Source organism: Vibrio sp. THAF190c (assembly GCF_009363355.1).
GTDB classification, from domain to species: Bacteria; Pseudomonadota; Gammaproteobacteria; order Enterobacterales; family Vibrionaceae; genus Vibrio; species Vibrio fortis_A.
In genome coordinates, this window is record NZ_CP045339.1 from 308,192 (window position 1) to 331,572 (window position 23,381).

The following is a 23,381-nucleotide window of genomic DNA, read 5'->3' on the forward strand; positions in this document are numbered from 1 at the left end:
TAGGTCTCCTTACCACCAAGAACTATCAACAGGCTGAGTAATCTCAATCTTTGTTTGTGAGATTCGAATAATTATTGGGTTTTCATCGGGTTCTTCTACTAACGCCACTAAGCCTTTACTCACTGCTACTTCATAGTCAGCAAATTCAGCAAACACCGCGATAGCTTTGGCTTCTTGTTGCACTTCTAGCACAAAAGAACGCTTCTCTTCAGGCAATACGGGCGCCAACACTTTAGTGTCGACAAGGGTTCCAGCTAACACCGTGCTGTCCGATTCGTACAAGCTAATGAAATCCGCTTTTTCAAACGCGCCTGTTTCTTTTAATTGGTAAACTCTTACAACCAAAGGTCTTGCTATATCGTCTTCGAATGCATTGATATCATTCGTCGCTTCCATCTTGACGTTGACCGACATCGATGGTTGAAAAACACTTTCATCGCTTGAACTACAAGCCATGATCAAAAATGAACTCACTACAGTTGACAGGCAACGAACAAAAAACTGCTTTGTCTCCATTACTTGTCCCTTAACTCTTCTAAAAGCATCGCGGTAAAATTGCGCTTGAACTCTCCGCGATCCTGTTTGCGTGCGAACTGCTTCTTGTACAGTCCCCAGTATTTCTTCTCTTTACTGCCCCACCCAGATAGGTAGTCATTAAACTCTGACTCCAGATGCTGCGGATTAAAGTCTGCAAGGAACTTATCCAAAGTGGTTTCAATACAAGAGACCAAGCGTTCACGATCCACAGCTGCTGTTAAAGCTGACTGTTGATGCTCAACGATCTGATTAAGCCTCTCTATGCTTGAATCCAGTGCTTGAATTTGAGAGCCATTACTCAAAGTCACACCAGTCTCTTGAGAGATCTTGTTTGAAGAATTGCGAGGGCTCGGCTCGTCGGCCATGATGATGGGATCGCTACTCGATTTTTCATCAAGGGTAATATTGAGAAGATCGTCCTCCTCAAACGGGTCATAGGCATACACATCTTCGCCAGCGACATTGTCGGCACTGAACGAACTCGCGGTGTCAATCGCCTCTTCAATTTCGTTGAAAGCCGTTGATTCAGCACCAAAGACGGTTGCTGCTGGCTCTTCAATCACTCCCGCAAAATCAAAAACGGGTTCATCAAGTGGCGTGTGAATCGGCTCTGATGTCTCAGGCTTGGCTTCTTTTGAGAAAAGCTCCTGCATGTCACTCACCAACAGTAAGTATCCACCTATTCGGATACTGTCACCGTCGCTGACCTTAGCCGATTGACCAGCACCAAGAAAAACACCATTTACTTGCGCACCGTTCGCGCTGCGATCGATAACTTGAAAGCCTCCCTCTGAGTGAGGAAGCACTTCAATATGAACACGAGAGAGCGTGCGACTCATGTCTGGTAGCTGAACCGTACATTCGTAAGAACGGCCAATAGTCCCACCACTACTCGGCAATGATATCTGTCGGCTGACTACCTGCTCGTTTTCAGGTAGCTCGATCAACTGAAAACTAATATTCATGGCTTTCCCTTACCCTTACTTCAATAACACTTACGTAAAGAACGATTAAATCTGTCCAAGAATCCTGGGGACTCACGCAAGAAGTCATTAGAAAAGTGAACCATTAGATCTTGTTTTTTGATCCTTACTTTTTGAAAGTAATCGACCGGTATACCTGCTTTCTTCAACGAATCTTCAAAAACAAGTTCATATTCATAAGCGACGTCCAAGTCGCCTTTCCATAACATTTGGAGCAGTGAATCTGCATCACGTGGTTTACGGATCACGTTATAGCCATCACGCTTTAAAGATAACCATTTGTTTGTATTAAATTTAGCACCAAATCGCAGACTAAACTTGGTTGTTTCATCATTTATGTCGGCATAGATGTTTGGCGCGATAAACCACGCCAAGTATTCCGACACAAGAGGCTCCGATGCGGTCGCATATTTCGCACGTCGGCTGTTCGCGGAACCAGAGAAGAAACCGTGCATTTCTCCAGTTTCCACCATCAACTGAGCTTTATCCCAGCGCATTACTCTAATTTCATACGGTTGTCCCATACGGCGCAACGCGCACTTTACACGGTCAACGGCAACGCCACCTATCTCACCGTTTTCATCCACGGTTTGATAAGGCGTCCATATCTGTGTTGCCAGCGTCAAGCGTTCAATAGCTTGAGCACTGGTTGCGACACCCATAGTAGCAATGATCATTGCCGTATTGAGCGCCGCAGCCTTAAGTGTTTTAGGCAACAAAAAGGTGTTTCTAATAATACTGCTCACCTTTGAGATATCCTTCTCCATTAAGTGATGTTAACCACTAATTCACCAGTCACAGGATCCGTTGTCACCGCGACTTGATTGATGCTCAGCCCTTCACTCAGTCTGTGAATACAGTCAATCGCTAACTGTGGCATCAGAGATCGGTTGATAATCTGCTCAACCGCACGACCACCCGTTGTTGGGTCTGTATTTCGACTCACTACAAAATCAACGAACTTCTCATCCCACTCAAAGGTCGCTTTGTATTTTTCATCCAAGCGCTTGGCGATGCGATTTAGGCTGATCTCTGTGATCTGGCTAAGCTCGTCACGGTTCAGCGGGTAGTAAGGCACGATAGTGGTTCGCCCTAAGAACGCTGGCTTGAAGTATTGCTGTAGTGCAGGACGAATTTCTTCTAGCAGGTCTTCGTTAGCCAAACGATCTTCATGCTCTTCACAGATGTCCACGATAGCTTGATCGGCTGCGTTCGAGGTCATGATGATAATTGTGTTCTTGAAGTCGACGGTGCGACCTTCACTGTCCTTAATATGGCCTTTATCAAAGATCTGATAGAACAAATCATGGACGCCCGGATGCGCTTTCTCCATCTCGTCAAGAAGCAGCACAGAGTATGGGTTGCGACGAATTGCTTCGGTTAATACACCACCTTCCCCAAACCCTACATAACCTGCTGGAGAGCCGAGTAGCATTGAAATTTTGTGCTCTTCTTTAAACTCGGTCATGTTGATAATGGTCAGGTTATCACCACCACCGAACACTTCGTCAGCAAGTGCCATTGCGGTTTCAGTTTTACCCACACCACTTGGACCACACATCAAGAACACGCCAACTGGCTTACGGCTGTCGGTTAGACCTGCACGTGAAATCTGAATGCTCTTCGCAAGCTCACTGATCGCCACATCTTGACCGATTACGCGCTTGTGCAAGGCTTTATCAAGAGACAACAGCTGAGCCACCTCCTCTTGAACCATGTTACCTGCTGGGATCCCCGTCCAATTTTCAATAACCGTCGCAATCACTTGTTCATCCACCACAGGGAACACCAATGGTTGTTCACCTTGGATCTGCTTTAGTTCACCTAGCGCGGTATTAAGTTGTGCTTGGCTCTCAGTATCAACATTGTCTTCAAGACGGCTGCTTTCAATCGTTTCGCATAATGAAGTAATGGTTGTCACCAATTCACGCTCTTTTTCCCACTGCTCATTAAGCGCATTCAACTCGCTTTTCTGCTGCTCAATTTTTTGATTAAGCGCTTCATGATCAACGGCTTTATCAATAAACACCGCACCTTCTGCTTCTAGGGCAGAACGCTCACTCTCAAGGTAACTGATATTCTGCTCTAGACTCTCAATACACTCTGGTTTTGCACCTTGAGTCAGTGCGATACGGGCACATGCTGTGTCTAACAAGCTGATCGCTTTGTCCGGAAGCTGACGAGATGGCAGGTAACGAATCGACAAGCTAACCGCGGCTTCAATCGCATCCTCTAAAATAAACACGCCATGATGGGCACGTAGAGCTTCACCAACACCACGCAGTATCTGTTTTGCATCTTCTGCATTTGGTTCTTCAACGCTAATGACTTGGAAACGACGTGTTAATGCTGGGTCTTTCTCAAAGTACTTCTTGTACTCAGCCCACGTCGTTGCAGCAATAGAACGGAATTCACCACGAGCTAAGGCTGGTTTAAGCAAGTTAGCGGCATCGTTTTGACCTGCTGCACCACCGGCGCCAATCAGTGTATGTGCTTCATCAATGAATACGATGATCGGTGTCGGTGAGCTTTTCACTTCGTTGATCACGTCTTTCAGGCGGTTCTCAAATTCACCCTTGATGCTCGCACCTGCCTGCAGCAAACCAAGATCAAGCGTATGAATTTCAACACCTTGAATCGCTGGCGGTACTTCACCTTTAACGATGCTATGAGCCAAACCTTCTACAACAGCGGTTTTACCCACGCCCGGTTCACCCACCAAAATAGGGTTGTTCTGGCGCTTACGACACAAGATGTCTATCGCCATACGAACTTCGCTGTTACGACCTAATACTGGGTCAAGTTCGCCGTCTCTAGCTTGTTGAGTCAGGTTTACTGTGTATTTTTCAAGAGCACCTCCAGCGACAGCGCCCGCTGCGTTTTCTGATGCTGCTGCGCCAGATGAAGCCGCTTGTGTTTTCACATTCTTGAGGGAACTGATTTGAGAGTTCAACGCCTCAGTAGATAGAGTTTGAAGTGCAGCCAAAGAAAACTTCTTCATCCCTAAGTTATCAGTCTGAGTTAGGGCTAAAAGTAAATGAAGACTGGTGACTTCCTGATGACCGTAATTAACAGAAGCAAGCATCCAAGCACTTTCCATCAATTCACTGGTTGCTAGGCTAATCGTAGGCTGTCCAGCTGCACCTGTAGACAGTCGATTAATGCGCTGTGTGAGTTCGCTGAGCACAACGCTAGGATCGATGTTTTGCTTGCTCAAGCAGCCGATGAGGTTTTGTTCCTTCATCGCGATGAGTTGAACCAACCAATGTTCTATCTCAATGGCAGTGACTGTTTGTGCCATAGCAGCTCCTGCTGCTTCCTCTAATGCTGACTTAAGGTGAATATCTAGCTTTGAAACGAGGTTCCCTAGTTTTATTTGTGACATCAAACTCTCTCCTGTTGAATTAAGATCTTACGAAATTCCGATTTTCGTTTATGAGGCACAAGGCAGTTGGCCTCTCCAAGTCTCAGGCCACTCTTTTGGCTTGAGAGCATTGGCTCATCGATGTATTCACGTTTCACATACATATAAAGTCGAATATCGAGACTCTCGCGCAAATAGGCTTGTACTAATGATTTCATCGAGGACGCAAAGTGTGAGTTATTCAATAACCCTAAATACTCACTGCGCGTTTTAGGTGTAATGTTAATTTCCAATGCTTTGAAGGTTTGAGTTCCTGTTGAACCCAACCAAAAGCCTTGACCCAATTTTTGATTCTGACCTTGCTGACTACCAAGTTTGGTTTGGTATTTTGTATTGATTCGATAGAACGACGCTGGCGCGACAACTGGGTTCACCGTTAAAGAGAAATAGTTACTCAATAGACGTTTTAGCCCGTTGAGGTTTCTGCTTTTGTTGCCCAATGCCATGCCATGACGCAACATACTCGGGTCAGATTTTTCTCGATTTGCATTCGGAAGAGCAAACATGCACGCCAGTGCCGCTTGTTGAGATAAGCGCCCCACTACATTACCCGCTTGCACGTCACGCTCCTGTTTAAGAAGCATGTTACGGTTGGTTTCAACATGCAGTTTGAGTTCTAAATAACGCTGATTAAACACATCGATGAATTTTTGCAGCGCATAGTCATCTTGGTGCAAGCTGTTAAGGAGCTCAGCATACATATAGTCAGGAATTACCCCTTTTGACCCAGACAGCGCCTCAAGGCCAAGCTTAATCTTTAGTGTATTGTCGCTATGGCGAATACGCGTCACTTCACTCGCATCACCATATGGCATAACCTCTGGCGACAGCTCTAGACTCGCTTGGCTGCCCATGGCTCTCAGAAGACGTATCACTTGTACAAAATCAAACGTATGAGGTTGGCTCAGCAACCGAGTTTTGACGTTGTCGGCATCTTGTTGAGTCATCTGAGTTATAGACATAGCTGGCTCCCATGAGTTTTAGGGAACTGCACGCCCGGATTGTCACTACCAAAGCGCTCTACCGAGACCTGAATAAAACGGTCAAAACTGCAATATTGCGAAAACACTGAGTTAAGAACTTGAGAGAAGACTGAAAAGTCCGCACCTAGAATTTCATCGTCGACAACGACTTCAATTTCGGTTCCGGAAGCAAAAATACTGTGCCCTGCAATAGTAATTGGAGCTACGAGGTGGCGATAGGACACCTTTTTAATTGCGTAGGCTTGTGGGCATTGCACAGAGTTACACGTTAAGCGCAGCGTATCCTGAAGCGCGACCGTTGGGTCATCTGTTTGAACCAAGCTCGCAAAGTTGGCATTCAACATGGCCAAGAAACGCCATGTTAGTTGATTATCCAGCGATGGATACTGAGGTGCGGTCGGTGTTTTCAAAATGGAAAACTCGCCCGGTAAATCGACCGCAGCAAGAGAATTCGCTTGCGTCCCAGATGGAATCAGACACGGGGCTCTACCATTGCAAACCAGTAGCTGAGTGGCTAAAACCACGGCCTCTTGCTCGGCAGGCAACTGCGCATAGCTCACGGATAAATTCATACAGCGTCGACCTTTATGGTCCCAATGCTGGCTACTTTGCCATTGCGGCGCATCGGTATCAGACCAATAACCACTGGCGTATATCGGCGATAACGGTACCTCGCCCGTCGACATCACTTCACACACCGACTCAACCGAAACTACGGTGAAATGGTCTTGTTGCTGTGCATCAGCGATCACCGGAATCGATAGCTTTGAAAAATCGTAGCGCATTGGCTCGCCACGTTTACTGAACAGGTTCACTGCAGGTGCTGTGTTCAATAAGAATACGTTTCGTGAAAACAGGCTAAGGTACTCAACGGGTAGTTGCTTGATGAAGAAAGTGAGCTGAACTTTGTCAGTATCAAACTGGCCAAGCTCTTCACCGAGATCTTCAATACGCATATATGCCGCTTTGTCTGGGTAAGCGAAATAGTCTCGCAAGATATCAAAACCGCTCAGATGGCCATCGTAAGTAGGTAGCCAGATAAAATCGGGATCAGTAATGCGACTGCGTAACTTACTTGGATCAACGATAACCTGCTGTTCACCGCTGGTAATCGAAATTGCTTCGGTATTCAGTAACAGAAGGTCAATCAAGCCACGTGAACTACTCTCAAACCCTCTCACATAAAAATCGAACGAGCCGATGTCCATTTGTGAGAAAAATAGCTCTGGGTCATTACTTGAAAGCTCAACTTGAATCGCCGAATCTGAACGTCGCAGTGTTGGCGGCGTTGGAAAATTGAAAGGAGCCGTTGTTGCTGAGATATCCGCGATATGGAAAGGCTCAATGACCATTTCATCCACCAGCGTGAAGATCGATTCAACTTCATCATGCACAACCGAGAGTTCTGAACCTTTATTCAGAACAACCTTCGTTGTCGCTTCTTCAGCTTCAACGTCGAGATAGAATGGGGTATAGCTTGGAATAATTTGCAGATAGCCCGGATAAACAATGTTAATCAAGTCTTGTAAGATTTCAGGAAACTGCTCATCAAGGCGCTTCTCTGTTTTTGCATTGAGTAATGCAGCCGCTTCAATCAAGCGGCTAATGTTCGGATCTTCTTGATCATGTTGATTAAGACGCATTGAGCCAGCGTGTTGTGGGAAATCACGCCCATAATCACTGAGCGCTGAGCGTATACTCGCCAACTCGCGCTCAAAATAACTTAGCATTTGATCAGACAACTTCCTGTCCCTCCATGGTCGCCTGTTGATTCGATAGACTTAAATTCGAATCAAACAGGAATACGTGCTCTCCTGCTGAGGTATTGACCTTAGCCATGATGGAAAAACAGATCGCGTTCTTGGTTTGGTCGCCCTCTTGGACGAATACGCTCACTTCCGATAGTCGCGGTTCAAACGACTGAATTAAGCGTTCTAGTGCTCGTGAGAACTGATCTTTCTCGATTTGACTGCTTTGACTTTGTGAATTGTCCAAGCCAAAGCAATAAATGGACTTTTGCGTTTCTGAATAGACGCTCGGAATCAAACGCATTGGCGCTTCCGAGTTGAGTAACGTCGTTAATTGATAGTGAATAGATTCAAGTAGATCATCTCGATCCGAGCTTGTGTTGCTTTTTTTCACGAAGGTTTTCCAGAAACTCATGCGCGGCCTCCAGAAGCAAACAATGACTCTTCTGTGCCAAGGTCTGTTGAAAGCAGAACTTCACCACACACGTTATCGAACTGATATTGAGGCTGAACGAGTACATTACACACGTAGCGATCGTTCTCCCCTTTCACCTGCTTCACTTCTACGCGGCTTTTACTAAGTGGAAATTTTGCAAGCGTTGCTTCATCGGCATTGAACAAGTTACTGGTGTACTTTTGCAGCCAGTTGTTCAGATACAATTCACACTCTTCTGCACTTTGAAAATTGCCGATCATGCCGCGGATTTGCACCTTCAAGAAATGAGCGATTCGGCAGATCATCAGAGTGGTTTGCACTTGGCCTGCGACAAGGTCGGCGTCATCTCGGGCTTTATCCCAAATAGAACGATTACCTCTGAAGAAATACTTATCGGTGGTGGTGCTATGACACAAAGGAATAAATCCTTGGTCTGCATAGAAGTTACCCATCTCGGTATAGATATTGAGTTCTGGCGTTGGAGTGAATGTTGCAGGCGTGCCCACGCCATTTTGCGGGACATTCACTAATGAGCCGATCAACTTGTCTTGCCAGCGCGACTTCATAAAACCAAACCAATTGATGCGATTAAATTCTCGTATCGCAATCGAGGCAAACAGCATAGCTGCACTGCCCCACAAGCCCTTTTGCATCTGTGCTGATTCAGAAAAAACAATGCGACGAGAAGATGAAAAAGAGTGCGCTTCACGCAAGCGAACACGTGGCATCGCAAGAGCGATGAATCTGGCTTGGCTAATACTTCTTAAACGCTGCCAAGAGACAAAATCCGGTCCATCTAAGATCTTTTCTATTCGATTGGTATCAGATAGCCAGTCAGGGCCACTCTCTCCAAAAAAGTTATCTTCTGGAGACAGTACAAAAGGACACAAACAGAGCTCACCTAGACAGGCTAATAGCTCTAATGTGTAGAGATCATCATAGTCGTCATCGACATCCATCGAGATAGCATGGTCGACGACTATCATGCCAAAAGGCTGACCGCCAGAAGTGTTTAACTCTCTATTGGCGACCAAATTATATAAGCTGGTTCTCTTTAAAGAGACGGCATTATTAAGCTCATGAGAAAGCTCTCCCCATGAGGTATCTAATAATTTAACTCGTATTTTTTGGTAGTTAACTGGAAGCATGACAAGGGTTTCTACGCCCTTCCATGTTGCCTCCAATTGACTAAAACTAGGATGATGAATGATATGAGACAGCTGCTCTGAAATACGACGATCTATCTCCGCAATGAGGCGAGTGACACCGGCGAATAACAAACCGGTGTCACTTAGCATCTCTGCATCAATATGGAATAGCAAAGAGAGCGCATCATGCAGATACGCACTGTCCTCACTATTCAATTCGCAAAACTCCGTTTGCAGCTTCTCATCAAACATCCATCAATCCATTCGTGCTTGCTGTTGTTCCAAATTAACCTGGGATCTTCGTAACCATACGGACAGAAGTGGTTAATTCCTCCATTTGCAACCACGGTCTTAGGTGAGCGACAGCAGAGTACGCACCCGGTCTACCTGGCTGTTCCACAACCTGAATCTGAGATTCACATAGCGGTGTTTTAGAACGTTCAGAGTTACCAACAGCACCAGAGTTCGTGTATTGATCAATCCACGTTTGCAGCTGCTTCTGAATATCCGTTGCTTCAAGGTTCGAGCCCAACATATCGCGCCCCATTACTTTGAGGTAATGTGCGATACGGCTACTTGCCATGATGTAAGGGATACGAGCAGAGATCGCTGCATTGCTGGTTGCATCAGGATCGGTGTAGACTTTTGGCTTCTGAGTCGTTTGGCTACCGATAAACACACCGTAGTTGGTGTTTTTGTAGTGAACCAAAGGCAAGAATCCAAGGTCGCTCAGCTCTTTTTCACGCTCATCCGTCAGGTTAACTTCGATCGGACATTGCTGCTGAATATCACCAGCATCAGACTTAAACGTCAGGTTAGGAAGGTTCTCAACCTTACCGCCATTGTCTAGGCCACGAACTGCCGTACACCAACCAAATTGCGTGTGAGCTTGGGTCATTTTCAAGCCAAACTCAAAAGCAGCGTTAGACCAAACTAACTCTGAATTATTGCTTGGTTTAGGGTTGCCCTCTGCGTCTGTTGCTAGCTCTTCGTAGTTGAATGAGTTAGTCGCCAGACCTTTTTCACCATATGGAAGACGAGCAAGCGTTTGAGGCATGGTTAATACCACGTAGCGAGCATCATCACTCTCACGGAAAGCGTTCCAAGAAGCGTACGCTGGAGAGTCGAAACCTGCCGCAACTGGCTTACCTTCATCGAAAGTTTCAAATGAATCAAACTCAAACATTTCAGGGTTAGCTGCTGCAACAAAAGGAGCATGGCTTGCTGCCGCTGTTTCACCCATGTATCTCAGTAGCGCTACGTCTTCATCTTTATGACTGAAGCTGTAGTCACCAATCAGTGCACCATAAGGTTCACCACCAGCCGTGCCGAACTCTTTCTGATAAAGCGCATCGAATAGCGGGCTACGATCAACGGCAGGCGCATCTTCAAACTGCTCAATGAGTTCATCTTTGGTAAAGTCGACCAGTTTGATCTTAAGAGACTGACCGGTTTCACTCTCTTTCACGAGTTTGTTCAATCCGCGCCAAGAGCCTTCTAGCCTTTGGAACTCATCGTTTTGCATCACTTGTGAAAGCTGCTTTGACATCTGTTGGTCGATCTGAGCAATCGCGTTTTCTATCGTTTTAGAAACGTTTTTATCCCAGGTAACAGTGCCGCTTAGAGCCTGTTCTGCCAGTACAGAGAACAGTTCTTTGGTTGTATCAGCCGGCGTTTGGTTAGTCGCTGCAATCGCTCTGTCTAATAGACTCGCCGATGCCGCTTCTGCTTCTCCACCCGCTTGGCTTTCTAGTTCAGAACTCATTACTCATCTCCTTTGCTTTCTACGCCCAACTCACTAGAAAGTGCGTTAATCTGATCTGCACTTTGTAGTACCTCTTTCAATAGCTTCTCTAGATCACGAGAACGATCCGCTTTTGAAAGGAGTGTCTTTAGTTGCTGACGTGTTTCAGCAAGTTTTTTCAATGGTTCAACTTGCTCGATGAGAGCATCTGGCTCGAAGTCTTTCATTGAAGAGAAAGATAAAGCGGCTTCAAATTGGCTATCGTCATCTTGTAGCGTGTTGTCTACTTTCAACTTTAGCTCTGGGCCTACACGTTTAAGCACAGTGTCGAAGTTATCTTTATCGATCTGGTAAAACGTTCTCTCTTCTAAATCTTCACGATCTTCTTTATGCGCAGAAAAATCCCCAATAACACCGACAACAAACGGCAGTTCTTTGTTCTCTACTGCACCATTAGTTTCGACATCGTAAGTGATACTTACCCGGTTTTTGCTAACACGTTTGTGTTGTGAATTTAAAGCCACGTTACTTCTCCCTGTTAATCAAAATTAAGCCGCCTTAGACTCAAGTTTGCCTGTGGTACAATCGAACTTAACAGTATCGCCTTTCTCGATCTTACCGCCGTCACCTTCTTGGTAGTAAACCTTAGTCAGCGTGGTGTATGTCAGTGAGAAATCTTCTACTGGTAGCTGGCCATCAGAGCCGTGAATGTTGTAGCTAGCAATACGAGTTTTCTCTAGAGTTAATACAAGGTATGGATCTGCACCCGCACCATCACGAGATGGTTTAGTCAGCAGGATTTCAACCGTTTTACCTTCTGCACCTGGTGCGAATAGGAATGTTGTTAGGTGAGGAGACGCACCGTCTGAAGTACGAGAAACATGGATTGCATCCAGTGAAACCATACCTTTGTCGGCGTTGTTTGCGTTACCAACATCAACAGCTACGCCACGGTTTGCACCCCAGCTCATGTTATCGATAGCGAAGAAGCCTTTCTTGCCACCGATATCACCAATTGTTGCTGCACCTTTAATCGTGTTTAAACCATCAATTCGCATGTAAATAGAAGCCATGATTATTCCCTTTTCTATGATTTGTCATTTTTGACTGTTAGTAACCGCTACCACTCAATATTGGAGAGCCCTGAATCAGAGCTTGGGGTAGAGGTTGATTCCTGCACTTTCACTTCTTCCTGAACTGTCTCCGGCGGCATGACCACTTGAGGTTGTGGTACCGCTGTCGCTTTGAGTTCTGCTTTATGCTCAGCACTCTCAAGTCCAGCTAGATGTTCGATTCTTTGATGTACGGCGTTGTTATCGCCGACCAGTTCTTCGAGTAATTCTGGTAATGACATTCCTCCCCAACGTATCGCTCGTTTAAGTAGTAAATAAATTGGACTGTGTGGTTCATTCTCTAAAAAGTAGTCGGCAATCACCTGCAGATCTGCCAATGCTTGTTCACGAGTCGCTGCTGCACTGGCTGTTGCCATAGTCGCGATTGCAGGTGAGCTGAGAGCAGCGGGAGCTGCAACAGTAACTGGAGATACAGCGGGCGTGGTCGGCGACTCCGCGACAGCGTCTACAACAGCAGAATCAACTACTGATGTTACTTCCGCAGGCTCTGGTTCAGCCGGCGTTTCGACTACAGGGTCAAGTGGCCAATGAGCGAACTGCTCACCCACAAGGTATCGAAGTGCTGAAATTAATCGCTCAATAGACTCTTTAACAAAACGGAAACTCAGAGCCTGAGCACCGACATCACCACACTTACTTGAAATCAATGTTTCAAGCTGAGTTAGCGCCTCTAAAGACTCACCCAGTGCCAAGATACGAGCTTCAACCTCGCCTCTTTCGCTCGCCAGAGCCGACACCGCTTCAGCTTTTAATGTTGCTAAAGTGCCGTCTTTTTCATTCTTGTAGAATCTGCCGTAATCGATATCACCCACTAGCGCTAACATTTGAAGCGGCATGTACAACAAACCACTTTCTGCGGTATCACCAATCAACTGTAGCAAAGGTTTGATTCTGTGCTCTGCCACTTCAACCGCTTGTTGCTGTTCAGTGTCACCTTTACGCTTCTTCTCTGGTAATACTGGGTTTAGCGTGTCCCAGTACTTTTCGACCACGCTTTCCATAGTTCTCAGAGAGCTCGACAAGTTCTGGAACGGCTCTGGCCCAAACAACTGAGCAACGGTGAACCACGAGAAGATTTCAAGGTCTTTCGAATTCTCTTTCAGACATTGATAGCAGGTGTCCGACAACTTTTGCCAGTTCGCGAAATTCGCATCCACTAGCTCTGCATCTTCTAGAGCATCGGGAATTTCCATTAACTGACGAAATGACGACTGCGCCATATTGAATTCATTACGGTAGCCACGAAACAGCGAGCGATTATCTTTTAGATATTCACCACAAGGTGCTTCATCAGAAATCGGTGACAGCAAATCTTCAAACATTCATTGATTCCTTACTACTTCGCATGCCAGTTGGCTGCAGTACCCGTCACGCCTGGCTTATGCTGAGACTTGGTGAAATTCGCCCAGATAAAGCTCGCTAAAAACGAAATAGCCCAAGCTTGCGCGTTACTAGAGTCTTGATTAGCCGCTTTCTTGTAATCATAAGGACCACATTGAATCACGAGTGGTTTCTTACGATTCTTGTAGCTGTAGTGTTGAGCTGCCGGTAACGATTCACACTCCTTAGACGAAGGAAGTTTGAATTTCGCTGAGACCATCTTGGATAGGATGCTTGCAGCCAACAGTACGTCCTGATCTCCACATGCAATACTTCGACAGTGAGTAATAGCCGTTCTTAGCTTGTTCGCTACTTTTCCTGAAATATTCGCAGGTACGGTGATGACACAATTCGTATCGTCCCAAACAAACTTCTGTTTGCCATCGATATAAGCAAGGCGTGAAAGGTTGTAGAAAGCGTGACCATAGGTTTTACCCCAAGCCATCTGACTCACGTTTAATTGAAGTTCGACAATATGAGGGATCGTTTTCTTAGGCGTAGGTACGTTGTTGACCTTAGTTGAAAAGTCAATTTCTACCTGTAAGAAAAACTTCACGTCTTTGTATTGGTCTAGGATCTCTTTTTCCCAGAGATCTTTCACAGCATCTGATTGCTTGTCTTTGATCGCCTGATATTCAGGTGTTGTGTAAATATAGTCTCGGAATGCGAACATCTGAGCGATAGTGCTAAAAACAATCGTTGCACGAGCGATGTCCTTCACTGCCAAAGGCTTTTTAACACCCTGTGTTTTATCTGTTGTAGGGTCATCCCAGTTAGTAATGCCACATTTTGCCGCGATACGCTCACGCGTTTTCAAAGGCCCACGGTTATAGGCAATCGCCTTACCTGACTCATTATTTACTTTACGAGTAAGATTAAGCATAAAAGCATGCAGCTTGGGGTTAGCCAGCTTCGCTTGCTCAACAAGTTCTTCTATCTGTTCGCGCTTATGGTCATTGTCCCAAAACGTTGTTTGAGAAATAACTCCCTCAAGAGTATGCGTTGGCATCGTTCCCTCCACTCACCATCTTCATAGTTAGTCCTTTCAACTACCCACCTATTTGAACCGTCGGAGCACCAAAAACAATGCTGCCCCCGTGACTTGTTGTGTCGCCCATTCGTGCAGCCGGAGTGCTATTGATTAGAACAGTCGCACTACCTTTTACAATGCTGTCCGGTGGTCCTACACATACCAGCGAGTCACCCATTTTTGCCGCTGGTAATTTACATATCAGTACAGTGACTGCGCCCGGCCCTACAATTGGCCCTCCCACATGAGGAATTGGCGGAGTACCCAGTGTTTGCATTGGGCAAGTGTGCATGTCAGTTAATCTTGCAGCAGACGGCATCATTGGCCTCCTTCACTCATCATCCCAGAGCCGCCATTGGCAATGTCGACGGCACTGCTGAACACCTTCTTGTAATAAGCCTTATACCCAGACCATTCAGGTAAGGCGGCGGCTGTGTTTACAGCGCCAGCCACGGCTTTTGCGTAAAGAAGATCGGCAGGCATCACGACAGGCAAATCCGCAGGGGCAATGCTGCCTTGACCACTCCAAAATACGGATTGCCCTACCCATCTCGCAGAGCTTTCATTTGGTAGAGGCTCTAAGGTCTTTTCAATGTGTCTTCGCGCCGCTTCGTTGGGTTCTTTCACCCACTTGCCACTTTCATTAATGAGCTTCAGTTCTTGGTTTGTTAAATCAGCCTTTCTTAACAACGTCGCTTGTACCGACCACCAAATAGCCTCTCGCATTGGCAACGCGTGTGCGAGGTAGTTAGTGAGGTCAATATTCAAACCAGCTTCTTGCAACTTAGCGATCGCCTCTGTTGGTGACGTCTCTCCGTTTACCAATGCGCTTGCTTCTTCTGATAATTCAAAATGGGCAAGTATCTGAGCTGAATTCTTGTACGGGATCTTTTTCATTAGTTCACCATCACTATTGTGCCTTTCACGGCAGTTTGGCCTGATGAACTGATCTCAGCGGTCGCCGCACCAGAAACTTTGGCTGTAACGTCCCCTTTTAACTCCGCGTTAAGCCCTTGAATCTTGGCCCCGGTGCTGCCTTTCGCGGCAAAGCTGGTAGAGGCACTAAGCGACATCGATGTGCTGGCCTTAGCGCTTAAAGAGCCTTTTGATGAGATGCTAACTGAGGTGCCCGATTGGCTGAGGCTGCCGCCATCTAGCGAGACTTTTGAGCTACCACTGATAGCCACAGTGCCACTGGATAATTCGATTTTATCGCTGCTGATCACGATCTTGCTGCTGCCCACTTTAAGAGTCAGGGTGTCATCCGCAGTTAGAGTGATCGTCTTACCGTCTCCGGTAATAGATTCTTTTGCCTTAAGGGCATACGACTTATCTGTAGAAAGCTCGATACCTTCTTTAGCAGATAGAATATTTTTCTGTTCAATGGTTTGCGTGACGTTTTTAGTGACTGTCGACTTGTACTCTCCGCCCACGCTTTCGGTGTAATCATTAACAATGTCACGCGTCATATCTTTTGCGGCATTGACGGCAAACAGCTCATTGTCTTTCTTATCGTCGAGTTTGATTTCATTCGCCTTGCCAGCCAACTTCGTCATCACGCCACTTTGAGTGGTGTTTGCGGTTGGATAAGGTGGCTTATGTTTGCTGTTGTAAACACTTGAAACGATCACTGGTTGATCAGGATCGCCATTGATAAAACTCACCAGCACTTCTTGACCCGCGCGAGGTAAAAATTGAGCGCCATATCCATTGCCCGCCATTGCCTGAGCAACACGCACCCAGCAACTGGTTTTATCGCCGCTCTCAGGATCCCAATGGAACTTAATTCTTACGCGTCCTAAAGCGTCATTCGCTGGCTCACCATCTTTACTGCCTGATACCAAAGCAGATTGCAGGCCATGCAAAACAGGTTTATCTTTTCCGGCTGGATAAAAGACTTGGTCTTCTGGAATACAGGTTAATTCAGCCTTTAAGTCACCGCTCTTTTCATCAAACTCGTAGCGCAGCTCAGAGACTAGATAATTACCTTTCTGAGTAGTATCTGAATGACCCGCTAATTTTAGAAAGTGCCCTGCACAAACATCTGACGATTGCGTTTTGGCATAAGCTCTATCGTATGAAGAGTCCAATTGACCGCGCTGACTTTCAACCAAAGCACTAGCTAAGTCGGTGTAACTACCAGCAGGGCTTGCTGATGGGTAACGATACTCGGTGAGCTTTGAGTTGTTCGATAGCGTATATTTCGATTTCTTCGCTTTACTCGTTACCAGTTTGGTTTGGTTATAGTCGTAGCCTGCAATTTCAAGTGACGCACTGTGGAAACGCTTCTCTCGTTGCCAAGTATCAAGCACCTCATAGTCACCAGAAGGTTGCGCTGCATAATCAACAGTGACGCTATCGTCGGAAGCAAATGGTTTAGACGCTTGCTGCAAATAAAGGGTGTCTGCTTTGCTGTCTTTACCGAAGTAATAGTGCACGCCTTCTTCGGCCAACAATCGAGTGACGAAATCAAAATCAGACTCGTTAAATTGGATGCAGTACTCACGCTTGGTCGAGGGCATACTCTTGACGCTATAGTCGCCTTTGAAACCCAAGTCATCAAAGATGCTGGTAACGATCGTCTGTACACTCGCCTCTTGGAAAACACGACACTGACGAGAGTGTTTGAGCAAGAAAAACCAAGGCTGAACGGTCAGCTTGACGCCAAAATAGGATGAATCGACACGTTGCGATTGCACCTGAGCCTTTACTACATAGCCTTTAAATGTTCGTACTTCTTTGCGACTTGTACCGGTTTCAGTGTAAAAATTGCAATCGATCGGCTCACCAATCCAATCTTCAGCGCTAGAGCTGGTCGACAATACCGTGACCTGAAACTCATATTCGTCGCTAACGGCTTCAGAGACTGATAACTCAGAAGCGACAAATTCTTTACTCTTTGAGTTTTTGACCACCAATAGGCTGCCTTGAGGTTCAATCAGTTCGTTCATTGAACCTCCTCAATTTTCAGTGTGTAGTGCGATCCTTGCATATTCGATCCTTACTTCATGTCCGCGTTTACCAGTTCGGCAAACCGCAGCAATTGAATCGGAGGGAAGATAGACATGTTCCTTGCTACTTCCATGTTGATCGATATTGAGTAGCTGCTTAATTCAGCAATAGGTAGAGATCCCGGCTCTACGCCCTCAAAAAGCACCTTCTCAGCTTGGTTCGCAGCGAGTTGTCCTACTCGATAGTATTTATTCGATACCGAGATCAATGCATTCGATTTTGTCACCATTGAATCGTAAGCAGATGCGACAGGCAGACCATGAGCAACAGCAGCCGCTGTGAACTCATCACGATTCGCTAGGTTGTAAGAGCTTGAACCGACGTACACTACATCCGCTCCTTGCTCGACAAGTTTCTGCATCTTAGCGTCAAACTGACCAGGCAACGGTTTACCATTTTCATCAAGTTCGTAAGTCTCAACCAAGGTTTCAAATTCCATCTTTTGTTCTAAGCTCTGCAGCTTTTGGGTATTCAAGTTGGAGTTGAGCTCTGCTGTGGAGTACACCACGCCTATCTTGTTCACAGGGAAGTATTCGCGCATAACACGGATCTGTACTTCTTCATCAATTCGATTTCGAATCCCAGTGACTAGCGTACGGCCTGACGTTTGTGGGGAGTCAATAATGCCCGCACCTACAGGGTCAGCCACAATCATAAATAGAGCCGGTATGTCACCTAACTTAGTCTTGTTTCCAAACTCTTCTTGGGTTCCAATAATTGCTTTACTGACACTAGTTCCCCACGTCACAACCAAGTCTGGAGAGAGGGTTTTCGCCTCTTCAAGAAACTCTGCCAACTTCGTTTTATCCCGGTCTGCGTTCCTTAAGGTAACTTCGATCGGTAAGTTATTGGTTTTAATATAGTCAAAGAATCCTTGGCACGCCTCCTCGCAACCGCGCCAAACTGTCATATAAACAGATTTCGGCTCTTCAGCGCATGCTGAACAGGAGACAATAAGGGCGATGAGCAGTGTGATTATCTTATTCATAATGACGCCCCTACTACGCTGTGCGCTCTGGCATTCTAAGAATCATGAACATGGCAATACCGGCTAGGAAAATACCACCACCTACGATGGTCATCGCTTCACCAAAGCTGTAGCTGATCAACAGTGAGGCCACCAAAATTGGTCCAATAACACTACCAATTCGCTCTGATGTACGAAGTAAGCCAAGTACTTCAGTACGTCCAACTTCAGGTGTCGCTTCTGATGCTTCAAGTGCACAAGCGATAAGTGGCGCTTTCAAGATTGAATGCGCAATACCCATGAGTGTTACGGCCAGTAAGATCTTAAATATTGAATCATCACCGTACATCGAGATGAGTATTGCTCCAGATAGCAAGGTGCCCAGAACTACCAACTGTTTTGTCTTCTGGGTGCGATCTGCAATGCCAGAAGCTATAGGGCTCAACGGAATGATCACCAATGAGTAGATCATCATGACGCGACCAATTTCCGATTGGCTGGCATCAAGAGATACGAGATAGAGAGGAACCAAGAAATATAGGAAGCCCGTTAGCACAATCTTAGCTGGGATAGCACAGAACAAGATCACTGCCATGAAGCGCAAGTTTTTAGCCAACAGTAAAACACTACCCTTAGCTGCGGCCTTACCTTTAGCGCTATCGCCAGAAACATCGCCAATAAACATGCGCCATGCTAAGAAGCCAGCAAATGCGGCTAATAATGCCGAGAGTAAGAACACCGGCTGATAACCGATACGGTCAGCAATGATTGCGCCTAACGCGGTACCACACATTGTTGCAGTCATTAATACACCGACAAAAATCGACATGCCTTTTGCTCGGTTTTCCGGGGTGATCACTGCCGCAATATAGCTCTGACAGCTTATGGTGATAATCGCGTAACCAAAGGCCGTCACACCACGAGCGATTACGATATCCATGCTGTCTTGCGCAAAGGCACATCCGAAGTAACCACCAATCGCTGGAATCAAACCTAGTAAGAAGAGCTGCTTCTGTCCCCAACGATCAACCCACTTGGCAGCAAATGGAGTACACGCTGCAATCACAAACATGAACACGGAAATTGGCAGACCAAGCATCACATCTTTTGAAATCCAGCTAGTCGGCTTATAAAACTCATTCACGAATAGCGGCATGAAGGATTTTGATAGCTCTTCTGCAAACGAGAAAACAAAGAGCGGGATTCGGGCATCAACAATGTTGCCTTTGTGAAAGCCGAGTTTACTCTCTAAACTAAATCGCTCTGAGATACTTGATAACTTGGAAGTGACCGTATTTGATTCAGCATGACCGTCGACATCAGATTTCGACGAAATAAATCGAGAAAACAGAGCTTTAAAGCGAGACTGGAGATCTTTAGAGTCTTCGTTTAGACGCTGAGAAAACAGACCAATCACACCGTGGGAACTGGTTCTCTCATTAACGGAAAAGTCCCCTTTGACCTGACGCTTTAGGATTGACTCAGACTCTTCTAATGGCCCTGATACATAAAACATCACCACGACCATCACTACTTCGAAGCAAACCAGCAATACTGCGATCAGTACAATCGCGATGTCGAAAAAGATATCCGTCAGTTGAGACTGAACAAAAGTTGAGCTCAAGCCCACGTATACTCGACCTGACACCTCTTCCGCACCTTGGATTGCGAGCTGAAAGACATCGCTTTGAGCCTTGTCGGAACTAAACAGAGAAGGTAGCAAGTTTGGCAACTCTTTGAAGACGACGATCAATCGCTCCAAAAAAGTAGCGGACAAATATTGATTCGAGACTTTTTCAAACGCCACCGCGTAAGTTGGATCAAGCGCTTCGACCTCACCTGAACGATAAAGCACATCCTCATTCTGCGTAATCGCAACAAAGGTTAACTCTGGGTAGGTTGTAAGCGTATTGTCTAGATATGCGTCCATCCCTTTTATTTGTTCAAAAGGAATACCTACATCGATCGCGAGTTCAACATCGTCTTGAATGTTCTGCGCAATAGCATTCGCTTTCTTAAGAAGTTCAGGCTTGATTGAAAAGTTGAACTCAACCAAGGTGTAAGCCGCACTGAGGAAAGAGGCAAGAAATGCACTGACAATTGTAATCCAGATTAAGCGCTTGTTAATTAGGCCCGCCATAGTTTGAACTCTACTCATTTAATCACCTCGGTGTCTTGTTTCTCCTGCTTCTTTGAAAGCTCTTTTAATCTTTCTAATTCAGCAGACACCTCTGCTTTCATCTTCTCACTCTGTTTAATCTGATCGGCAAATGTCTGGCTCATCGTGCCTGGTGGCGCTTTATCTAAAAGCTGTTTATCGCCCTTGGAATATTTCTGGATAAGATCAATAACACCCGCAACATCACCGAAGCCTAGCCTTACCACTAAGAAAACAATCAGAGCTGTTGTCAGGAAAATGACGACCGTTGCTTCTAAGAGGTGCAATTTAACTAGAGCGTAAACACCAAACAGCGCAGATTTGTCGTACTCGATGACTATGCTGCCCGAAAGGTTTCCAAAACTATCGAAAGTCTGAAGCCCGCTGTATAGCTGAGCATCGTTGTTGTACGACCAACGTACTTCATTTGAAGTTAGTGCTCTGCGCAGCACTTCGGGAGGGACATGTGTACCTTGAGTATTTGAAGAGTGAATCAAAAGTTCACCGTTATGGTCCACCAGCGAAATAGCCGTTACATCTGGCTCACGAGTTCGAGCGTGATTAAATTGGTCTTTAAGATTATCTGCCGACTCAAATGGTATCCCCATACGATCGACACGTTCCATTGAGGTTTTTAATGAAGAAGAGATAACGTCAAGCTTCGATGAAACAACATTCGACATAACGCTGTCGAACTTCATGTAATTCATCAAATACAGAAGTCCTAATACAGACATTAGGATTATCCATACTGTAATCACTAGCCTTAAATGGACTTCAAAAAATGCTCTCATCTTCCAAACCTCTGATGAAGAAGTACTGCCAATCACGAATTAAGTAAATACTCTATTGTTTTGATTTTGAGTAACTCATAATCAAAACAAGTTATTTCTTATAAAACATACATAATTTAATATTTAACCTAACAATGGAATAACAATAAAACAACCTCTTAATTACTAGGTGTAAAACGAATATTGGTCAAACTAAGTGACGGATAAAATTGATTTTGTGGCAATAGGTTCTAAATTTTAATTGAATCTAATCGCAAAAATTGACTTTCTAAAAAAGCTTGATTGAAGTTAACGGCAAAACTAAGTTAAAAGCCGCACTCTCAATGTTAAGGATAACAATATGCCCAACTCTCTTTTTTCTGTGAGTCAGAAAGGGAAAGAAAGCTCCCCGAAAATCATGGCAGAGCCCGACTCAAAAATAACAATTCGTCCATGGAAAGTACTACTTATTGATGATGAGCCAGATGTTATTGCTGTATCGAAAATGGCGCTAACAGGCTTGAAATTCCAAGATAATCCTATAGAAATCCTCTCTGCGTCTTCGGCACAACAAGCAAAAGAAATATTGGATCTACACTCAGATATCGCGCTAGCTCTGGTCGATGTGGTGATGGAAACTGACAGTGCTGGCCTTGATTTAATCCATTGGATTCGCGAAATAAAGAACAACAAACAGATACGATTAGTTCTGAGAACGGGACAACCTGGGCAAGCTCCGGAAGAAAAAGTCATTAGTAGCTATGAAATTAATGACTACAAAAATAAAACTGAGCTAAATGCGACGCGTCTCAAAACTTCTGTTTTGACGGCACTTCGTGCTTATCGAGACATCCGAATTATCTCCTCCAACCAGAAGAGGTTGGAGCAGTTACTGTCCTCAACTGAGACCATTTTGGCTCATTCAGAGGTGAAAGATTTCCTTCGTGCAGCACATTCTGAGTTAAAACGCTTCCTAAAACATGACCAATTGCAGCTGGCTATCAATATTGAAAGCCATATGCCTTACGCACAACCAGTAAAAAAACAGTATTTAATCACCGATGAGAACGAGCTATTCGAAGGTGAATCGATTAATGCCGTTGAAGACTTCATTGTAGATTTGCCGACGACAAAGCCAGATAAGCCCATTATTGATGTAAACAACAAAAGGCTTCTTCATTGCTTAAAAATCAATGAATTCGAACATATTACTATTGGTTTTGACTTCCAAAAGCCGATATCCAGAGGCGTAAGCAACCTGCTACCTCATTTCACTTCTAACTTTGTTTTGGTCTTCAAGAACCTATTGTCTAACCATGAGATTCAAGAAGTTCAACAACAGTTGATGTTGATGCTCAGCGAAGCGATAGAGACTCGCTCTAAAGAGACCGGTGCTCATGTATTGAGAGTGGCTTTGATTTGCGAATTCATAGCAACACAACTCGGTTTGGGTAAGAAGCACGTTCAAATCATCAAGCACGCAGCGCCAATGCACGACCTCGGAAAAATAGGCGTTCCAGAGAGCATCCTACATAAGCCTGCAGCCTTGTCTGACGAGGAGTGGGACATCATGAAAACCCACCCAACTATTGGTTACAACCTATTGAGCAAGCTCAATTATGGGATTCCTCAGATGGGTGCAATGGTCTCACTTTCACACCATGAGAAATGGAATGGTTCTGGCTACCCAAACCAGTTAGAAGGGGAAGATATCCCTCTTGAGGGACGTATTATGGCCATTGCAGATGTTATTGACGCGCTTGGCTCTGCACGGTCTTACAAAAAAGCATGGCGAGACCAAGATATTATTGATCTCATCGAAGACCAAAAAGGGATTCATTTCGACCCTAAAATCGCTGATGTTGCGATTCAGCACTTTGCTGAAATCATGGAAATCCGCAAACACTATCCTGATGCAGACTAAA

Annotated in this window: 20 protein-coding genes; 1 reads left to right on the plus strand and 19 read right to left on the minus strand. The window is 45.4% G+C overall.

Features of this window, described 5'->3' with window-relative positions:
- Window positions 1-9: 9 nt before the first annotated feature.
- Genes tssJ through FIV04_RS16525 form a run of 19 tightly spaced genes read right to left on the minus strand, consistent with a single transcriptional unit; the run spans window position 10 to window position 21,420 of the window.
- Entirely contained in the window at window positions 10-516 is a 507-nt protein-coding gene (tssJ, locus tag FIV04_RS16435) for a type VI secretion system lipoprotein TssJ (RefSeq protein WP_152469764.1), read from the minus strand.
- A complete protein-coding gene (locus FIV04_RS16440; protein WP_152469765.1) occupies window positions 516-1,502 on the minus strand; it encodes an FHA domain-containing protein in 987 nt (328 codons plus the stop codon). The genes tssJ and FIV04_RS16440 overlap by 1 nt, the downstream gene beginning before the upstream one ends.
- A gap of 20 nt (window positions 1,503-1,522) precedes the next feature.
- Complete coding sequence (locus FIV04_RS16445) at window positions 1,523-2,266, minus strand: ABC transporter substrate-binding protein (protein WP_253895499.1); 744 nt, start codon at window positions 2,264-2,266, stop codon at window positions 1,523-1,525.
- A 20-nt stretch (window positions 2,267-2,286) separates the two neighbouring features.
- Window positions 2,287-4,905 (minus strand): type VI secretion system ATPase TssH, encoded by a 2,619-nt coding sequence (tssH, locus tag FIV04_RS16450; RefSeq protein WP_152469766.1) that lies wholly within the window; start codon window positions 4,903-4,905, stop codon window positions 2,287-2,289.
- Entirely contained in the window at window positions 4,905-5,906 is a 1,002-nt protein-coding gene (locus FIV04_RS16455; RefSeq protein WP_253895503.1) for a type VI secretion system baseplate subunit TssG, read from the minus strand. Before FIV04_RS16455 ends, tssH begins: the two co-directional genes overlap by 1 nt.
- Entirely contained in the window at window positions 5,897-7,669 is a 1,773-nt protein-coding gene (gene tssF, locus FIV04_RS16460; RefSeq protein ID WP_032552858.1) for a type VI secretion system baseplate subunit TssF, read from the minus strand. Before tssF ends, FIV04_RS16455 begins: the two co-directional genes overlap by 10 nt.
- Complete coding sequence (gene tssE / locus FIV04_RS16465; RefSeq protein ID WP_150870123.1) at window positions 7,662-8,090, minus strand: type VI secretion system baseplate subunit TssE; 429 nt, start codon at window positions 8,088-8,090, stop codon at window positions 7,662-7,664. The genes tssF and tssE overlap by 8 nt, the downstream gene beginning before the upstream one ends.
- Complete coding sequence (locus FIV04_RS16470; protein ID WP_152469767.1) at window positions 8,087-9,511, minus strand: type VI secretion system contractile sheath large subunit; 1,425 nt, start codon at window positions 9,509-9,511, stop codon at window positions 8,087-8,089. Before FIV04_RS16470 ends, tssE begins: the two co-directional genes overlap by 4 nt.
- A 34-nt stretch (window positions 9,512-9,545) precedes the next feature.
- Window positions 9,546-11,024: a type VI secretion system contractile sheath large subunit gene (tssC, locus tag FIV04_RS16475; RefSeq protein WP_150870119.1), complete on the minus strand. Its 1,479-nt coding sequence runs from the start codon at window positions 11,022-11,024 to the stop codon at window positions 9,546-9,548.
- A complete protein-coding gene (tssB, locus tag FIV04_RS16480) occupies window positions 11,024-11,527 on the minus strand; it encodes a type VI secretion system contractile sheath small subunit (protein WP_032552862.1) in 504 nt (167 codons plus the stop codon). Before tssB ends, tssC begins: the two co-directional genes overlap by 1 nt.
- Window positions 11,528-11,551: 24 nt before the next feature.
- On the minus strand, window positions 11,552-12,076 hold the full coding sequence (locus FIV04_RS16485; RefSeq protein ID WP_032552863.1) for a type VI secretion system tube protein Hcp: 525 nt from the start codon (window positions 12,074-12,076) through the stop codon (window positions 11,552-11,554).
- 47 nt (window positions 12,077-12,123) lie between these two features.
- Entirely contained in the window at window positions 12,124-13,458 is a 1,335-nt protein-coding gene (locus FIV04_RS16490) for an ImpA family type VI secretion system protein (RefSeq protein WP_152469768.1), read from the minus strand.
- 14 nt (window positions 13,459-13,472) lie between these two features.
- Complete coding sequence (locus tag FIV04_RS16495; protein ID WP_152469769.1) at window positions 13,473-14,525, minus strand: hypothetical protein; 1,053 nt, start codon at window positions 14,523-14,525, stop codon at window positions 13,473-13,475.
- Window positions 14,526-14,565: 40 nt separating this feature from the next.
- Window positions 14,566-14,865, minus strand: a complete 300-nt coding sequence (locus FIV04_RS16500; protein ID WP_152470650.1) for a PAAR domain-containing protein — start codon at window positions 14,863-14,865, stop codon at window positions 14,566-14,568.
- Complete coding sequence (locus tag FIV04_RS16505) at window positions 14,865-15,443, minus strand: hypothetical protein (protein ID WP_152469770.1); 579 nt, start codon at window positions 15,441-15,443, stop codon at window positions 14,865-14,867. Before FIV04_RS16505 ends, FIV04_RS16500 begins: the two co-directional genes overlap by 1 nt.
- Window positions 15,443-17,497 carry a type VI secretion system Vgr family protein gene (locus FIV04_RS16510; protein ID WP_152469771.1) on the minus strand — a complete coding sequence of 685 codons (2,055 nt, stop codon included), beginning with the start codon at window positions 17,495-17,497 and terminating at the stop codon, window positions 15,443-15,445. The genes FIV04_RS16505 and FIV04_RS16510 overlap by 1 nt, the downstream gene beginning before the upstream one ends.
- A 50-nt stretch (window positions 17,498-17,547) precedes the next feature.
- On the minus strand, window positions 17,548-18,546 hold the full coding sequence (locus FIV04_RS16515) for an ABC transporter substrate-binding protein (RefSeq protein ID WP_152469772.1): 999 nt from the start codon (window positions 18,544-18,546) through the stop codon (window positions 17,548-17,550).
- A gap of 13 nt (window positions 18,547-18,559) precedes the next feature.
- Complete coding sequence (locus FIV04_RS16520) at window positions 18,560-20,683, minus strand: MFS transporter (protein WP_152469773.1); 2,124 nt, start codon at window positions 20,681-20,683, stop codon at window positions 18,560-18,562.
- The gene (locus FIV04_RS16525) at window positions 20,680-21,420 is read right to left on the minus strand and encodes a hypothetical protein (RefSeq protein WP_253895506.1); all 741 of its coding nucleotides are present in this window, start codon (window positions 21,418-21,420) and stop codon (window positions 20,680-20,682) included. The genes FIV04_RS16520 and FIV04_RS16525 overlap by 4 nt, the downstream gene beginning before the upstream one ends.
- 397 nt (window positions 21,421-21,817) lie before the next feature.
- On the opposite strand from FIV04_RS16525, the gene FIV04_RS16530 reads away from it, so the two are divergent.
- Window positions 21,818-23,380 carry an HD domain-containing phosphohydrolase gene (locus FIV04_RS16530; RefSeq protein WP_152469775.1) on the plus strand — a complete coding sequence of 521 codons (1,563 nt, stop codon included), beginning with the start codon at window positions 21,818-21,820 and terminating at the stop codon, window positions 23,378-23,380.
- Window position 23,381 lies beyond the last annotated feature (1 nt).

Bases quoted from the DNA above. Each gene is read 5' to 3' on its own strand.
- FIV04_RS16470 (WP_152469767.1), bottom strand. From the start codon at position 9,511: ATGTTTGATGAGAAGCTGCAAACGGAGTTTTGCGAATTGAATAGTGAG.
- FIV04_RS16505 (WP_152469770.1), bottom strand. From the start codon at position 15,443: ATGAAAAAGATCCCGTACAAGAATTCAGCTCAGATACTTGCCCATTTT.
- FIV04_RS16490 (WP_152469768.1), bottom strand. From the start codon at position 13,458: ATGTTTGAAGATTTGCTGTCACCGATTTCTGATGAAGCACCTTGTGGT.
- FIV04_RS16515 (WP_152469772.1), bottom strand. From the start codon at position 18,546: ATGAATAAGATAATCACACTGCTCATCGCCCTTATTGTCTCCTGTTCA.
- FIV04_RS16440 (WP_152469765.1), bottom strand. From the start codon at position 1,502: ATGAATATTAGTTTTCAGTTGATCGAGCTACCTGAAAACGAGCAGGTA.
- tssH (WP_152469766.1), bottom strand. From the start codon at position 4,905: ATGTCACAAATAAAACTAGGGAACCTCGTTTCAAAGCTAGATATTCAC.
- FIV04_RS16510 (WP_152469771.1), bottom strand. From the start codon at position 17,497: ATGAACGAACTGATTGAACCTCAAGGCAGCCTATTGGTGGTCAAAAAC.
- FIV04_RS16500 (WP_152470650.1), bottom strand. From the start codon at position 14,865: ATGCCGTCTGCTGCAAGATTAACTGACATGCACACTTGCCCAATGCAA.
- FIV04_RS16530 (WP_152469775.1), top strand. From the start codon at position 21,818: ATGCCCAACTCTCTTTTTTCTGTGAGTCAGAAAGGGAAAGAAAGCTCC.
- FIV04_RS16485 (WP_032552863.1), bottom strand. From the start codon at position 12,076: ATGGCTTCTATTTACATGCGAATTGATGGTTTAAACACGATTAAAGGT.
- tssC (WP_150870119.1), bottom strand. From the start codon at position 11,024: ATGAGTTCTGAACTAGAAAGCCAAGCGGGTGGAGAAGCAGAAGCGGCA.
- FIV04_RS16525 (WP_253895506.1), bottom strand. From the start codon at position 21,420: ATGTCTGTATTAGGACTTCTGTATTTGATGAATTACATGAAGTTCGAC.
- tssJ (WP_152469764.1), bottom strand. From the start codon at position 516: ATGGAGACAAAGCAGTTTTTTGTTCGTTGCCTGTCAACTGTAGTGAGT.
- FIV04_RS16520 (WP_152469773.1), bottom strand. From the start codon at position 20,683: ATGAGTAGAGTTCAAACTATGGCGGGCCTAATTAACAAGCGCTTAATC.
- FIV04_RS16495 (WP_152469769.1), bottom strand. From the start codon at position 14,525: ATGCCAACGCATACTCTTGAGGGAGTTATTTCTCAAACAACGTTTTGG.
- FIV04_RS16455 (WP_253895503.1), bottom strand. From the start codon at position 5,906: ATGTCTATAACTCAGATGACTCAACAAGATGCCGACAACGTCAAAACT.
- tssE (WP_150870123.1), bottom strand. From the start codon at position 8,090: ATGAGTTTCTGGAAAACCTTCGTGAAAAAAAGCAACACAAGCTCGGAT.